The organism is Ruegeria sp. AB11, assembly GCF_056536325.1.
The window spans coordinates 249,640-264,697 of sequence record NZ_JBQFJO010000001.1; the positions used below are offsets into that span (position 1 = coordinate 249,640).

General features: G+C 55.1%; 14 protein-coding genes. 8 read left to right on the plus strand and 6 right to left on the minus strand.

Features of this window, described 5'->3' with window-relative positions; all coding sequences use genetic code 11:
- Positions 1-3: 3 nt before the first annotated feature.
- From ACR3EJ_RS01310 to ACR3EJ_RS01345, 8 genes are all read left to right on the plus strand, one after another.
- On the plus strand, positions 4-408 hold the full coding sequence (locus ACR3EJ_RS01310; protein WP_170544549.1) for a GNAT family N-acetyltransferase: 405 nt from the start codon (positions 4-6) through the stop codon (positions 406-408).
- Between the two features lie 147 nt (positions 409-555).
- Positions 556-1,554 (plus strand): BMP family lipoprotein, encoded by a 999-nt coding sequence (locus ACR3EJ_RS01315; RefSeq protein ID WP_010442856.1) that lies wholly within the window; start codon positions 556-558, stop codon positions 1,552-1,554.
- 88 nt (positions 1,555-1,642) lie between these two features.
- Complete coding sequence (locus ACR3EJ_RS01320) at positions 1,643-3,172, plus strand: ABC transporter ATP-binding protein (RefSeq protein ID WP_170474311.1); 1,530 nt, start codon at positions 1,643-1,645, stop codon at positions 3,170-3,172.
- Positions 3,173-3,175: 3 nt separating this feature from the next.
- Positions 3,176-4,270, plus strand: coding sequence for an ABC transporter permease (locus tag ACR3EJ_RS01325; RefSeq protein WP_170544552.1), 1,095 nt, complete (start codon positions 3,176-3,178; stop codon positions 4,268-4,270).
- Complete coding sequence (locus ACR3EJ_RS01330; protein WP_010442853.1) at positions 4,270-5,238, plus strand: ABC transporter permease; 969 nt, start codon at positions 4,270-4,272, stop codon at positions 5,236-5,238. The genes ACR3EJ_RS01325 and ACR3EJ_RS01330 overlap by 1 nt, the downstream gene beginning before the upstream one ends.
- Before the next feature lie 90 nt (positions 5,239-5,328).
- A complete protein-coding gene (locus ACR3EJ_RS01335) occupies positions 5,329-6,252 on the plus strand; it encodes a sulfite exporter TauE/SafE family protein (protein ID WP_170544555.1) in 924 nt (307 codons plus the stop codon).
- 91 nt (positions 6,253-6,343) lie between these two features.
- Positions 6,344-7,264, plus strand: a complete 921-nt coding sequence (locus ACR3EJ_RS01340; protein ID WP_170544558.1) for a sulfite exporter TauE/SafE family protein — start codon at positions 6,344-6,346, stop codon at positions 7,262-7,264.
- Position 7,265: 1 nt separating this feature from the next.
- Positions 7,266-8,030 (plus strand): TIGR02186 family protein, encoded by a 765-nt coding sequence (locus tag ACR3EJ_RS01345; RefSeq protein WP_170544560.1) that lies wholly within the window; start codon positions 7,266-7,268, stop codon positions 8,028-8,030.
- A gap of 2 nt (positions 8,031-8,032) precedes the next feature.
- Here the strand turns inward: ACR3EJ_RS01345 and ACR3EJ_RS01350 are convergent, their stop codons facing one another.
- From ACR3EJ_RS01350 to ACR3EJ_RS01375, 6 genes are all read right to left on the minus strand, one after another.
- Complete coding sequence (locus ACR3EJ_RS01350; RefSeq protein ID WP_170544564.1) at positions 8,033-8,761, minus strand: SDR family oxidoreductase; 729 nt, start codon at positions 8,759-8,761, stop codon at positions 8,033-8,035.
- Positions 8,758-10,290 (minus strand): ATP-dependent DNA helicase, encoded by a 1,533-nt coding sequence (locus ACR3EJ_RS01355; RefSeq protein WP_170544567.1) that lies wholly within the window; start codon positions 10,288-10,290, stop codon positions 8,758-8,760. The genes ACR3EJ_RS01350 and ACR3EJ_RS01355 overlap by 4 nt, the downstream gene beginning before the upstream one ends.
- A 60-nt stretch (positions 10,291-10,350) precedes the next feature.
- A complete protein-coding gene (locus ACR3EJ_RS01360) occupies positions 10,351-10,989 on the minus strand; it encodes an acyl-homoserine-lactone synthase (RefSeq protein ID WP_170544570.1) in 639 nt (212 codons plus the stop codon).
- An 83-nt stretch (positions 10,990-11,072) separates the two neighbouring features.
- Positions 11,073-11,792 (minus strand): helix-turn-helix transcriptional regulator, encoded by a 720-nt coding sequence (locus tag ACR3EJ_RS01365; protein ID WP_170544573.1) that lies wholly within the window; start codon positions 11,790-11,792, stop codon positions 11,073-11,075.
- 366 nt (positions 11,793-12,158) lie between these two features.
- On the minus strand, positions 12,159-13,445 hold the full coding sequence (gene ccrA, locus ACR3EJ_RS01370) for a crotonyl-CoA carboxylase/reductase (RefSeq protein ID WP_170474288.1): 1,287 nt from the start codon (positions 13,443-13,445) through the stop codon (positions 12,159-12,161).
- Positions 13,446-13,557: 112 nt separating this feature from the next.
- Positions 13,558-14,940 carry a 1-acyl-sn-glycerol-3-phosphate acyltransferase gene (locus tag ACR3EJ_RS01375; protein WP_170544576.1) on the minus strand — a complete coding sequence of 461 codons (1,383 nt, stop codon included), beginning with the start codon at positions 14,938-14,940 and terminating at the stop codon, positions 13,558-13,560.
- Positions 14,941-15,058 lie beyond the last annotated feature (118 nt).

A 15,058-nucleotide genomic window follows, 5' to 3' on the forward strand; every position in this document is an offset into this window, starting at 1 on the left:
GAAATGGCTCATATCCATGCCGCCGCGTTCCATCAGAGCCGCCCTTGGGTTGCAGATGAGTTTGCCGAGCTTTTGGCAAATCGCTTCATCCATGCAATTGGGGACACAAGATCATTTGCGTTGGTTCAGGTGATTGCCGACGAAGCGGAACTACTGACGATAGCAACCCATCCAGATCACCAAAGGAAGGGATTGGCGCGAAAGATAATGGTAGAATTCCACGCCTACGCGGATCAGGCTGGGGCTTCGCGGGCGTTTCTGGATGTTGCCTCGGACAATGACGCGGCAATCGCTCTTTACCAAGCATGTGGATACGAAGCATGCGGCACACGCAAGCGCTATTACCTGCGCGAGAACGGTCCAAACGTCGACGCAATCGTCATGGAATGTCGTTTTCACGGCAATTAATCACTTTTTTAGACCATATGGTCAAATTTCTATTGACCGAAGCTGTTGCAAACAGCTTCAATTCCCGCCATCACAACATGTATGCTCGCTCTGAGTGGGTATCGGGGGATTCAGCCCCGGACCGATAATAGCCAACGGGAGTAACAAATGACCCTTATGAAATCTTTGATGGGCGCAGCCGCTGCGGTTGCACTGACAGCAGGCGCAGCCCTGGCAGAACCGGCCCTGATCTTTGATCTGGGCGGTAAGTTCGACAAGTCATTCAACGAAGCGGCCCATAACGGCGCGTCTCGCTGGGCGGAAGAAACGGGCGGTACATACCGCGAGATTGAGATGCAGTCCGAAGCACAGCGCGAACAGGCCCTGCGTCGTTTCGCCGAAGCCGGCTCGAACCCGATCATCACCATGGGCTTTGGCATGGCTGACCCGCTGGCCGCGGTTGCAGCTGACTACCCTGACACAACCTTTGTGGTAGTTGACGTGACATGGCTGGACGCCCCGAACCTGCGTCAGGTTGGCTTTGCCGAGCATGAAGGCTCATACCTAGTTGGCATGATGGCAGCGATGGCATCGAAGACCGGCACTGTCGGCTTCATCGGCGGTATGGACGTGCCACTTATCCGCCACTTTGGTTGCGGATACGCACAAGGTGCCAAAGCCGTGAATCCCGACATCAATGTTGTTGCCAACATGACTGGTACAACTCCGGCAGCGTGGAACGACCCGGTAAAAGGCTCTGAGCTAACCAAAGCACAAATCAGCCAAGGTGCTGACGTGGTTTACGCCGCAGCTGGCGGCACTGGCGTTGGTGTTCTGCAGACCGCCGCAGACGAAGGCATCCTGTCGATCGGCGTTGACAGCAACCAGAACCACCTGCACCCAGGTAAAGTTCTGACTTCGATGCTCAAGCGCGTTGACGTCGCCGTTTATGAAGCGATGAAAGCGGGTGAGGACGTCGAAACCGGCGTATTCGTCATGGGCCTGTCCGAAGATGGCGTTGGCTATGCTATGGACGAGAACAACGCGCCGCTGGTTTCCGACGATATGAAAGCTGCGGTTGACAAAGCTCGTCAGGACATCATCGACGGCAATGTTTCGGTTGTCAGCTACTATGAGAACGACAGCTGCCCGGCACTGCAGTTCTGATAACACACGGGGCGAAGGGTCAAACTTCGCCCCGAATGCACTCTGCCGCGATACTGATCGCGGTCCTTTCGGCAATTGAGGACAAGACATGACCGTCCCCGCCATTGAGCTCAAAGGGATTTCCAAAGCCTTTGGGCCGGTTCAGGCCAACAAAGACATTTCCATCAGCGTAGCCCCCGGAACGATCCATGGGATCATCGGAGAAAACGGTGCGGGCAAATCCACGCTGATGAGCATTCTCTACGGCTTCTACAAAGCCGACAAAGGTGAGATCTGGATCAACGGATCCAAGACCGACATCCCCGATAGTCAGGCTGCGATTGCAGCAGGCATCGGGATGGTTTTCCAGCATTTCAAACTGGTCGAAAACTTCACCGTACTGGAAAACATCGTTCTGGGTGCCGAGGATGGCGGACTGCTGGCCCCATCATTGGCGAAAGCCCGCAAAGAGCTGAAAGAGCTTGAAGAAGAATACGAACTGTTCGTGGACCCCGATAAGCGCATCGACGAAATTGGCGTTGGCATGCAGCAGCGGGTTGAGATCCTCAAAGCGCTCTATCGCAAGGCAGAAATTCTAATTCTCGACGAGCCGACCGGAGTGCTGACCCCCGCCGAGGCGGATCAATTGTTCCGCATACTTGACCGGCTGCGGTCCGAGGGCAAAACGATCATCGTGATCACGCACAAGCTGCGCGAGATCATGGAAAATACTGATACCGTCTCGGTGATGCGCCGCGGTGAGATGACCGCGACAGTCAAAACCGCTGAGACCAACCCACAGGAACTGGCCGAACTTATGGTGGGCCGCAAGGTTCTGCTGCAGGTCGACAAAGTGCCCGCGCAACCGGGCAAACCGGTTCTGGAGATCGAAAAGCTCAGCGTCACCGATTCGGCAGGTGTCGAGCGCGTCAAAGGCATCGACCTGACTGTTCGCGCAGGTGAAATCGTGGGGATTGCTGGCGTTGCAGGAAACGGGCAATCGGAACTGTTGGAGGTTCTGGGCGGGATGCGTCCCGGACAGGGATCAATCAAATTGAACGGGGAACCACTGCCATTGCACGGCCCCGGCTCGGACGGTCAGGCACGGCGCGCGCAACACATCGCGCATGTGCCCGAGGATCGCCAGCGCGAAGGCTTGATCATGGATTTTTACGCGTGGGAGAATGTGGCCTTCGGCTATCACCGCGATCCTGCGTATAAGCGCGGGCTGTTCATGGATAATGCCGCACTGCGCGCCGACACCGAAGCCAAGATTGAGAAATTCGACGTTCGCCCGCCCAATGGCTGGCTGACCGCCAAAAGTTTCTCGGGTGGCAACCAGCAGAAAATCGTCGTCGCGCGCGAGATTGAGCGGAACCCGGACCTGCTGCTGGTGGGCCAACCCACACGCGGTGTGGATATCGGAGCCATCGAATTCATTCATAAACAGATCGTTGCCCTGCGTGATCAGGGTAAGGCGATTCTGCTGGTTTCGGTCGAACTGGAAGAGATCTTCTCGCTGTCCGACCGTATCGCGGTGATGTTTGACGGACACATAATGGGCGAGCGTCTGCCCGCCGAGACGGATGAAAAAGAACTGGGCCTACTGATGGCCGGTGTTGCAGGAGAGGCCGCCTGAACCATGGAAAAAATGCCCAAATGGGCCGATGTGGTGCTGATCCCGATCATCAGCCTGCTGTTGGCCACAATCCTTTCGGCAATCGTTATTCTGGCCATTGGGGAAAACCCGATCGAGGCGGTCAACCTGATGGTCACAGGGGCCTTGGGTTCAACCTATGGCTGGGGTTATACGCTCTATTACGCGACAAACTTCATCTTCACCGGTCTCGCGGTTGCAGTCGCCTTTCATGCGCGCCTGTTCAATATCGGTGGTGAGGGGCAGGCCATGTTGGGTGGACTGGGCGTTGCCATTGTCTGTCTATCAGTCCCATGGCCGCATTGGACCATTGCATTGTTGGCTGCCTGCGCAGCTTCGATGATCTTTGGGGCAGCTTGGGCTGCAATCCCGGCCTATCTGCAAGCCAAGCGGGGCAGCCATATCGTTATCACCACGATCATGTTCAATTTCATCGCCGCTGCCTTCCTGAACTACATGCTGGTCAATGTGATGCGCCCGCAGGGGTCGCAAGACCCGGCGACCGCGCGGTTCCCCGAGGCGGTACACCTGCCAACATTCCAGTCTATGTTCTCAAGCGCTGAAAACATCGTTTTCCGGGGAGCGCCCGCGAATATTTCGTTCTTCGTAGCGATACTTGCCTGCATCGTGGTTTGGGCCCTGATCTGGCGCACGCGACTGGGATACGAAATCCGCGCCTATGGCCATTCGGAAACGGGAGCCGTCTATGCCGGTATCTCACCCGTGCGCATCACGATCATCGCAATGCTGATCTCGGGTGCCCTTGCAGGCATGATGGCTATCAACAATGTCATGGGCGAAGCAGAACGACTTGTCCTCAATTCGACCGAGGGTGCCGGATTTATTGGGATCGCCGTGGCTCTTATGGGTCGTTCCCATCCATTTGGCGTTTTCCTTGCTGCGATCCTGTTCGGATTTCTGTACCAGGGCGGCGCTGAATTGGCGTTGTGGACGTCGATCCCACGTGAACTGATCGTGGTCATTCAGGCGCTGGTCATCCTATTCACCGGTGCGCTCGATAATATGGTGCGCATGCCGCTTGAAAAGATCTTCCTGAGTTTTCGGAAGGGGGCAGAGTGATGGAATTTTTCGTTACCCTCATTCAGGTCCTCGATTCTACAGTTCGACTGGCCACGCCACTGTTGCTGGCTTGTCTGGCGGGTTTGTATTCCGAACGCGCCGGCATTTTCGACATCGGGCTTGAAGGCAAGATGCTTATGGCGGCTTTCTTCTCGGCTGCTATCGCCGCAGTAACGGGTTCGGTCTGGTTAGGGCTTCTGGCTGGGATCGGAGCCTCTCTGGTTTTGTCAGCATTGCACGGACTGGCTTCGATCACGTTTCGGGGCAATCAACTGATCTCGGGTGTCGCCATCAATTTCCTCGCGTCCGGTATGACGGTTCTGATCGCGCAAAGCTGGTTTCAACAGGGTGGACGCACTCCGTCTCTGTTTGGCGGCGGCCGGTTTGAGCCGATCAACTTCCCCTTCGCAGAAGCGCTGGAAGGTGTGCCATTCATCGGCCCGATATATTCCGAGCTGCTGTCAGGCCATTCAATCCTCGTGTATGTGGCGTTCCTGTTCGTACCACTCACCTGGTGGATCTTGTTCCGCACCAGGTTCGGGCTGCGATTGCGTGCGGTAGGCGAAAATCCTGCGGCGGTTGATACAGCCGGGGTCTCGGTCGTTGGTCTGCGATTTGCCGCCGTGGCCATCTGCGGCATTCTCTGCGGTATTGCCGGTGCGTATCTGGCGACAGCCTTGCAAGCCGGATTTGTAAAAGAAATGACAGCAGGTCGCGGATTCATCGCATTGGCAGCGCTAATCTTCGCAAAGTGGCGCCCTTGGCACGCGATGTGGGCTTGCCTGTTGTTCGGGTTGTTGCAGGCGATTGCGCTGCGGTTCCAGAACATCGATCTGGGTGGGGTCGTAATCCCGGTCCAGGTGATGGACGCCCTGCCCTACATTCTGACCGTGGTGATTCTTGCAGGCTTTGTTGGCAAAGCCATTCCACCACGCGCGGGGGGTGAACCCTACGTCAAAGAACGCTGATAGAGCCAGTTCAGGACTGAGGAGCAGTCCTGTTTGCTGCAGAGCGGCATACAGAGTTGATTTTGTATGTCGCAACCGTTCTAAGGGGGTATGCACGTATACCTCCCCATAGCCGAAGTTTCGGTCAACCCTTTCCTGCTGCTTGGAATTGGCGGGTTGGTTGGTGTTTTGTCCGGTATGTTTGGCGTAGGCGGGGGGTTCCTGATCACCCCTATGCTTTTTTTCATCGGCATACCCCCGGCTGTGGCGGTGGCCACATCGGCCAATCAGGTTGTGGCCTCATCGTTCTCTGGGCTGATGGCGCACCTGAAACGCAAGACCATTGACCTTGAGATGGGCACCGTCCTGCTTGGCGGAGGGCTGCTCGGTGCGGCCTTGGGAATGGTTGTTTTTAACTTTCTGAAACATCTCGGCCAGGTCGATCTGGCGGTTCAGCTTTGTTATGTCGTGTTCCTAGGCGTGATCGGCAGCTTGATGTTTGTCGAAAGCCTGAACGCTATCCGTCGCGCAAGGCAGTCAGGAAGTACCCCTGTCGCCAAGCGCCGGCAACGGACATGGGTCCACGCGTTACCCTTCAAAATGCGCTTTCGTGCTTCGAGCCTTTATATTTCAGTGATCCCACCCGCACTGGTCGGGTTTGGCGTTGGTATCCTGTCAGCGATCATGGGAGTTGGCGGCGGGTTTATCATGGTGCCTGCGATGATCTATATCCTTGGTATGCCCACAAAAGTCGTGATCGGCACATCCCTGTTTCAGATCATATTTGTGGCTGGGTTCACGACGATGATACATGCCTCGACAAACTACAGCGTCGATGTGCTTCTTGCTGTTCTTCTATTGATCGGGGGGGTGGTGGGCGCACAGTTGGGCACCCAAATCGGCGCACGTTTGAAGGCCGAGCAATTGCGCATTCTGTTGGCTCTTTTGGTCATTGCAGTTGCTGCAAAAATCGGGTTTGACCTGCTCCTGACGCCGCCTGACTATTTTTCTCTCTCAGAACCCGGAGGAGTTTAGCCGTGTTGCAAGCTCTGCCCGCAAGCCACCCCGACCGCAAGAGAACGGGCCGGTCCAAGCCCGGTAACGCCAGTAATAACGTGACGGTATCATGCATATTTACCTGCCCATAGCCGAAGTCTCCGTAAACGCCTTCCTGTTGTTGGGACTGGGCGGAATGGTCGGCATTTTGTCGGGGATGTTCGGCGTTGGGGGCGGTTTCCTGATGACCCCTTTGCTGTTCTTTATCGGCATTCCACCCGCCGTGGCCGTTGCAACCGAAGCCAACCAAATTGTTGCCTCTTCATTCTCAGGGGTTCTGGCACATTTCAGACGCCGAACCGTTGATCTGAGAATGGGGGCAGTCCTATTGGTTGGGGGGTTGGCAGGTGCTGCATTGGGCGTCGTCGTCTTTAACTATCTCAAAAGTCTTGGTCAGGTCGATCTGCTGGTCAAACTTTGCTACGTCGTCTTTCTGGGCATCATCGGCAGCCTGATGTTCGTCGAAAGCCTGAATGCAATACGCAAAACCCGAAAAGGCGGTACGCCTCCTCCGAAGCGGCGCCAGCGTGGATGGGTTCACGCCATGCCGTTCAAGATGCGATTCCGGACATCTGGCCTCTATATCTCGGTCATTCCACCAGTGATCGTTGGCCTGTTCGTCGGTGTCTTGTCAGCCATTATGGGGGTTGGCGGCGGGTTTATTATGGTGCCTGCGATGATCTACCTTTTGGGCATGCCAACCAAGGTGGTTGTAGGGACTTCGCTGTTTCAGATCATCTTTGTGACCGCCTTTACCACCATGCTGCATGCCACGACCAACTATACGGTTGACGTCGTGCTGGCCGTTCTGCTGCTGGTCGGTGGCGTAGTCGGAGCCCAGGTAGGAACTGTTATCGGGGCCCGGATGCCAGCCGAGCAGCTGCGAGTTCTGCTTGCCGCGCTTGTGCTTGTCGTCTGCGGCAAGCTGGCACTTGATTTGTTGCTACAACCTTCCGAGCTGTACTCGCTGGGCACGGATGGAGGACACTAAGATGTTGCGTTTGATTGTCCTTCTATCTCTGATTTGCCTGCCCGCTTTTGCCGCCGAAGAACAAGTTGTTCTGGGATTAAGCCAGGATCGCGTATCAATCACGGCCAATTTCGACGGCTCCGAGATTCTGGTATTCGGAGCTGTAAAACGCGAAGCCCCCATACCGGAAGGCCCCCCGCTTGAGGTCGTTGTCGCTGTCGCTGGTCCATCCGAACCCGTAACCGTTCGGCGCAAGGAAAAGCGATTTGGCATCTGGGTAAACACCGATAGCCTGGTTGTTGATCTGGCCCCTAGTTTTTATGCCGTAGCCACGAGCGCCCCGTTCGGTGAAGTACTGACTCAAACCGAAGATCTGCGGTACAAGGTTTCAATCGAACGCGCCATCCGCTCGGTGGGTGCCGATATGAATATTCAGGGCGCTCAGGACTTTTCCGAAGCCGTCATTCGCATCCGAGAGGATGAAGGTTTGTATTCCATCCGTGAAGACACTGTGGCGGTTGACGAACAAACTCTGTTCCGAACTTCGATCGAAATGCCGTCAGACCTTACAGAAGGTAGCTATGCCGCCCGTATTTTCCTGACGCGGGGTGGTATGGTTGTCTCAACTTTCGAAACATCTATTGATGTACGCAAGGTCGGGCTGGAAAGGTTCCTCTACAGCATGTCCCGCGAACAGCCGATCTGGTACGGGCTTATGTCGCTGGCGATAGCGATTGCAGCAGGGTGGGGTGCATCGACCGCTTTCCGACTGTTGCGCGAAAACTAGGCTCAGCCGCGGCCGATATAGGGCATCTTTGTCGCCATCACGGTCATGAACTGCACATTTGCTTCTAGCGGTAGCTGAGCCATATGCAAAACAGACCGGGCGGCATCGCCAACAGCCATCGTCGGATCGGGCTGAAGACCATCAGCGATGGCGTTCTCGACCAGTTCTTGCACCATGGGCGTGCGGGCGTTGCCGATATCAATCTGCCCACAGGCGATTCCAAAATCCCGCCCATCCAGCGACAAGCTCCGTGTCAGGCCCGTGATCGCATGTTTTGTTGCCGAGTAGTGCACGGAATTCGGGCGCGGTACATGGGCCGCGATTGATCCATTGTTGATGATCCGCCCGCCCTGCGGCTTCTGCGATCGCATCGTGGCAAACGCGGCGCGCGCACAATGGAACATCCCGTTCAGATTCACATTGACCGAGTTGTACCAATCTTCAAGCGCGATCTCATCAATCGTGCCACCCGGCGCAAAAATGCCGGCGTTGTTGAACAGGGCATCCAGACGGCCGGTTTGTTTTACAAGGTTGGTGAACGCTTGAGTGACCGCTTCTGCATCGGTCACATCGGCAACCAAAGGGATCGCCTTGTCGCTGCCCTGCGCCATTGCTTCAAGTGTGTCGGCGCTGCGGGCCAATAGACCAACTGTCCAACCTTCTGCCAGAAACAACTCGGCGGTCGCGCGACCAATGCCCGAACTTGCGCCAGTTACGATGATTGTCTTCATGTCACTTCCGACTCCAATATCAGCGACGGCGCTGCGACGGCCCGCAGGTCATCTACCCTTAAGGGATGCGTTGGCTTTGACAATCTGTTCCGCACCACCCAGATTAATCGCTCCTGCGCACGGGTGATCGCCACATAGGCAAGACGCTTCCAAAGCGGCTGCCCCGCCTCGGTCCGTCCCATACGCGCGGCGGCATAAATATCCGGCGCAAACACCTGCACGGTGTCCCATTGAGAGCCCTGCGCCTTGTGAATTGTCACCGCAGCACCGTGCAGAAACGTCGCCCCCATCCGCGCGGCAAAGGGAATGAACGGCTCTTCCTCATCAGGCTTTTCGATTTGCACAATTGATGCAGCCGAGACCTGCGGGTCCTCAGCTCCCATAACATGTAAACGCGAAAACCCGGGTTTGCGACCAGGGCCAAGGTAGATAACCTGTGCCCCTTTGATTAGCCCGCGCGCTTCAAGATCCAGCCGTTTCTTACGGTGCTTCAATGGCAATTCAATGCCGTCACAGATCAGCGGTTCACCTTCCAGCAGTTCAGTTTCCGGAGCACCATGCACGCTGCGGAACGCCTGTATCAAACGGATGCGGGTCGCGTTGCGCCAAACCAGAACAGGGCTGCGCGCCATCAGATCAACTTCGACCCGTTGACCCCAGACAACGCGATCATCCTCGCGGGCGGTGTCCTCAATCAGACGCTCAAAACCCTCAAAGCCCATGGCGGGATCGGATAGAGCGTGGGCTAGATCAAGTATTGGGTTATCAGCCGTCTGCCTATGTACACGATGCAAGATCTGCTTACGCGGCTCTGGCAACCCGTCAAAAACCATCGAACCCGATTGATTGACTGGTGCCAACTGCGCCGGATCACCAAACAGCAACAGCGTCGGGAAGATTTCTTTCAGATCTTCAAATTGCCGGTCATCCAGCATCGAGGCTTCGTCCACAAAGCCAATATCGAGGGGTTCATCGCGGCGTTTCCAGCCAGTAATAAAGTCAGATCCACGCAGACCAGCAGCGGCCAGAGCGCCTGGAATGGATTTGTTATTGGCATAAAACGCCGCCGCCCGGTCCAGCGCTTCGTCGGTCAACCCTTCAATCTCGGGTCGTTCGTCATTGCCCGCCAGCCATTCGGCAATCCGCTCATATTCCGGGTCATAAACGGGTGTATAAAGGATACGGTGGATTGTCGTTGCAGGCACTCCACGCAATCTTAAAACACTGGCTGCCTTGTTCGTCGGAGCAAGGATCGCAAGGCTGCGTTTGTCGCGGGACTTGCGGCTTTCAAAATCGCCCGAGATCAGGTTGACTCCAGTTTCGGCCAGAGCCTTGTAAAGTTCCGCCAGCAAAAGGGTTTTACCAGATCCCGCCTTGCCAACCACGGCCATGACACCCGATTTCCCGTTTCCGGGAAGTTTCAACAGAGCGTCATCCTCAAGATCAACTCCGGCCGAGCGCAACATCTCGGCAATGTTGTCGAAAGCGGTGGCTTGATCATCGGAAAAGGTGACTTGAGGCAGAGACATGGCGCGACCCTACAAGGACGCGCCGTGCGCCACCAGAGGCGGAATACGATTTCCGCGCTGTCAGGCAGAGAGAGCGAACCGATGCTGCTTCCCCTTCCCAAATGCGGTATTGAACCACAAGCGCGATAACTCTCTCGGGATGCCAGCACGGGCAGCGACTCGGTTGCAATCCTCTGCGGAATAAGGCCATAGGCCTACCGAAATCTGATCACGACCTTTGCCTCCTGATCCCAGAACCACGGGTGATGACCCAATCATTCGGTAAATCCGGATCATACGGGCATCAAAAACGCCAGCGATATGGGTTAGTCCAAATCCCTCCATAACCTCGCCCCCACTTAGCATGATAGCCCCGGCGGTATGGGCGCTGGCAGTTCGAGAAAGGCAAAAGCGCGTGACCTCCCAAATAAGCGGGCTACTGATCGGGTTGCCCCCGGTGAGATGGCCAAAAACGTCGTTCACCATAACCGGACCGGTCGTCGGCAATATCCGCATTGACCCTCCGTGACTGCCATCCGCTTCTTCCCAGATCACATAGAGCGGATTGAGGTCATCGTATTGATCTCGCTCTTCCCCCCTTTCGTTAACCTTTACATCCCAACCAAGCCGGGTTTTGAATTGATCGGCGCGATCTCTGAACATTCCTTCGGCCAATGCCGGAAATTTATGCAGCTCATCAGCATAAAGATAACGCAACATGATGTATTCCCCTTGTCGTCCATATCTGGAACAAAAGGGGTACAAACACGTGGTTAATTTTAAATGAGGTCACCGTACGGTGGTTAAACCACTATTAATCCTCTGCTGAGCGCGGTGGCGATTGCATGAGTCGTGTTCTGCGCTCCGAGTTTCGAACGCGCACTTTCGATATAGGCCCTGAGCGTATGCTCCGAGATCGAAAGCGAATGTGCCACTTGCGCCCTACTGTAACCCAGCGCCAGCAGTGTCATCGCATCTATCTCGCGAGGTGAAAGCCCGCGCGTCGTTTCCGGTTGTCGATTTTTGGCAAATTCCAGTGCTTTTCGGTTAAGAAAATGCGCCACTAAAATCAGATCGCGACCATGGGCGTCTTTGAACGTCTGCCAGGCCGCATCGTCGCACGTGTTATTCACGGTGAACAATGCGAATTGCCCGCTGGGTCCGCGCAATGGGATCGAGTATCCCTGATTTCCAACACCATGATCCTGCGCGTCTTCCAAGAAAGCTCTGACGGCTTTGCCCGACCAATTCAGTTGTTTCCAATCCACTGCATGGAAGCGCTGAAAACAACCCAGGATAACCGGATCAATCCGGTGGTAGTTTTTATCGCGATACTGCTTGTCCCAGGCATCCGAATATGTCGTAAACCCATATTGGTCACCGGCACCATCGACCCAGTGATAGGTTACATGGTCGATGCGCAGCGTGTCACGCAGCTGGATGAGTATAGTCGCAAGCTCTTCAAGCGTGCTGGTGCTTTCCAAATCCTCGAGGATCTGACTCAAATCGAACTTTGTTCCCATTCGCGGGCGCGCAAGCCTCATCCTTTGAGGACGCAATCTCGGCCGCTGCGATTAGCCTTGTATCATCAAGCTGCTCGGCAAGTGCGCTCAACCCATTTGCCACCGCAAAGGCGTTGAGATCCGACAATACGTCCAATATCCACTCATTCTGCGCCATTAGGGTGTCTCCGAAATAGTTAACGAAGGGTTAACACAACCATAACATGTGTAGTCTATTAGGGCCTATTCACTGCTTTCTACTCCCCAGAAATAGTGGGGACTAGATTTCTAACGTATTGAAAAAATTGATAACCGGGAATCGAAAATCACCCGCAAGGACGTAGCTATGCCTTGCGGGTGATGAAGCTGTTCAAAAAACTGAGACCGTTAGTCGCGGGCGGCTAATACTTCCTCAAGGGTGCGCATACCCGTATACGGAGCCTGAACTAACACCGACATATTGCCCGGCTTGTGTTCATTTCGCATCATCTTCATATGCGCCTCGGGCAGCTCCTTCCAGGTAAACACCTCGGACATGCAAGGATCCAATCGGCGTTCTACCATCAGCTTATTCGCTGCGGCGGCTTGCTTGAGATGAGCGAAGTGCGAGCCCTGCAAACGTTTCTGATGCATCCACATATAGCGCACGTCGAAGGTCAGATTATAGCCAGTGGTCCCGGCACAAATCACGACCATGCCGCCTTTTTTCACCACAAAGGTCGATACCGGGAATGTGCTTTCACCCGGATGCTCGAACACCATGTCGACGTTCACACCTTTGCCGGTGATATCCCAGATGGCCTTGCCGAACTTGCGGGCCTCTTTGAACCATTCGGCATATTCAGGCGTATTGACCGTGGGCAACTGGCCCCAGCAGTTGAAGTCCTTGCGGTTCAGAACGCCTTTGGCACCCAGCCCCATAACAAAGTCACGTTTGCTTTCGTCCGAGATCACGCCGATCGCGTTAGCTCCCGCCGTATTGATCAGCTGGATTGCGTAAGAGCCCAGACCGCCCGACGCGCCCCAGACCAGTACGTTCTGGCCAGGTTTCAGGTCATGCGGTTCGTGACCGAACAGCATCCGATAAGCCGTTGCCAGGGTCAAAGTGTAGCAGGCGCTTTCTTCCCAAGTCAGGTGCTTGGGGCGCGGCATCAGCTGCTGTGCCTGTACATTTGTAAACTGCGCGAATGACCCATCTGGTGTCTCATATCCCCAGATACGCTGGCTGTCCGAGTACATCGGATCGCCGCCGTTACAGTGCTCATCATCACCATCATCCTGGTTGCAATGAATGACCACTTCGTCGCCGACCTTCCAGCGTGTGACCTTCTCACCCACGGCCCAGACGATGCCCGAAGCATCCGAGCCCGCAATATGGTAAGGGGCTTTGTGTCCGTCAAACGGGCTGATGGGCTTGCCAAGCGAGGCCCAGACACCGTTATAGTTCACACCAGCTGCCATCACGAGAACCAGAACTTCGTGGCTGTCCAGCTTGGGGACATCAACCACCTCGAGCTGCATTGCCGTGTCTGGCTCGCCATGACGCTCTTTCCGGATGGCCCAAGCATACATTTGCTTGGGTACAAATCCCATTGGAGGGATTTCACCCATTTCATAGAGGTCCTTTTCCGGTGCCTCATACGACGCGATACCGCTATCGACATCCAAAGCCATGTTGGCCTCCTTTGTTCTTATCTATTGCCGCGCCGCAGAATCGCGGCTTTCCTCAGATGGAATATTGATCCCTGAGTAATATTGCAACCGTTTTTGATGGAATTTTGTAATTTTATGACCCAGCAGTCGCAGAATTATTTTCTGCAACTGCATCATGCCCTGCGCGATCAACAGGTTCGGACGCAGCCGCATAATATGCAAGCAACTCGCCCCGCTCGCCTGAAGGGCGCAGCACTCCATTTTCTCGCCGCAATATCCGGCGCTCAACTAACTGGTTGATCGCATCATCAATTGCCTCACCTTCGCCGTTGGCGACAGCTTTACCACCCATTTCCAGCAATCGAGATTTCAGGCCCTCTTCTGACATCTGCCCTTCGTCCTGCAGCAGCCGACATGCTGCGGGGACCGGCACAAAGGGTATCGCAGCGCCGATTCTACGCATGAGCTCGCGCGCCAAATCAGTCGTCAAATCCCGCTCATGCGAAGCGCGAAATTCCTTTAAGGATATCGGCGTTGCATATTGGACTGATGCAATCCCAAACTTTTTGTAACGCCCAACAAGACGCCGCCAGATTTGCTTTAGTGTCCAGCGCGTGATGACCCCAATACGTGCACGAAACCGGCGTTCACTGTCCTGCGCCGCAGCCGTCAGGACTGTATCTTCCAAAACGCGATCGTAATTCAGGGCGACAGGTACGAATACAACATCCCGCCCCTTCGGATCCACGCCATCGATGATGTATTTGAGCAAACCCAGCTTAGGGCGGCCCAGTTTACCTGTCAGGCTCAACCCGCCCTCTGGGAACATGGCCTGTGTAACACCCGCTTCTGTCGCGTGACGCACATAGCTTGCCAGCACCTGACGATACAAATCGCTGCCCGATTTACGTCGAATGAAGTAGGCCCCCATTGCACGTATCAAACGACTCAGCGGCCAAACACGGGCCCATTCGCCCACAGCATAGGAAAGTGTCGAATGATCCGCCGCCAGATAGGTAACAAGCACATAGTCCATATTGCTGCGGTGGTTCATGACGTAAACGACTGTCGCTTCGGGATCGATATTGTCTAGGGCCGACTTGTCCTCATACCCCAACTGGACCTTGTAGAACGCGTTGCTGAGCATTCGCGCAAATCGAATGGCTATGCTGAAATACGCAACTGTCGAAAAAGACGGGGCGATCTCTCGTGCATAGCGTTGGGCCTGTTCCGAGGCGACGGCATCGGGCACACCCTCCTCTTTGGCATGCTTCTGTACGGCCTTGCTGACTTGAGGGTCATAGATAAGCCTCTGAATCATATCGTGGCGCCCGGCCAGTTTGAACGGCTGGATCGGACGCTGCAGGCGTTTGTTCAGCCGCGCAACAGCACGTTCAAGGCGGCGGCGGAAAAACCACCGCACTGAAGGAAATAAGAAATGCGAGGCAAAGGTGACCGTGGCAAACAGCACAATCAGTACAAACAACCAAATCGGTATTTCCACAGTCTGCATCATTTGGGCACAGTGCCATCAATCGCAAACACCCACAATCTGAAGAAACTTGCGATGCCGCAACGCAGCGAATTGACATATACTGAAAATTACGATTTATGCCTATAGAACGTAATTTTGT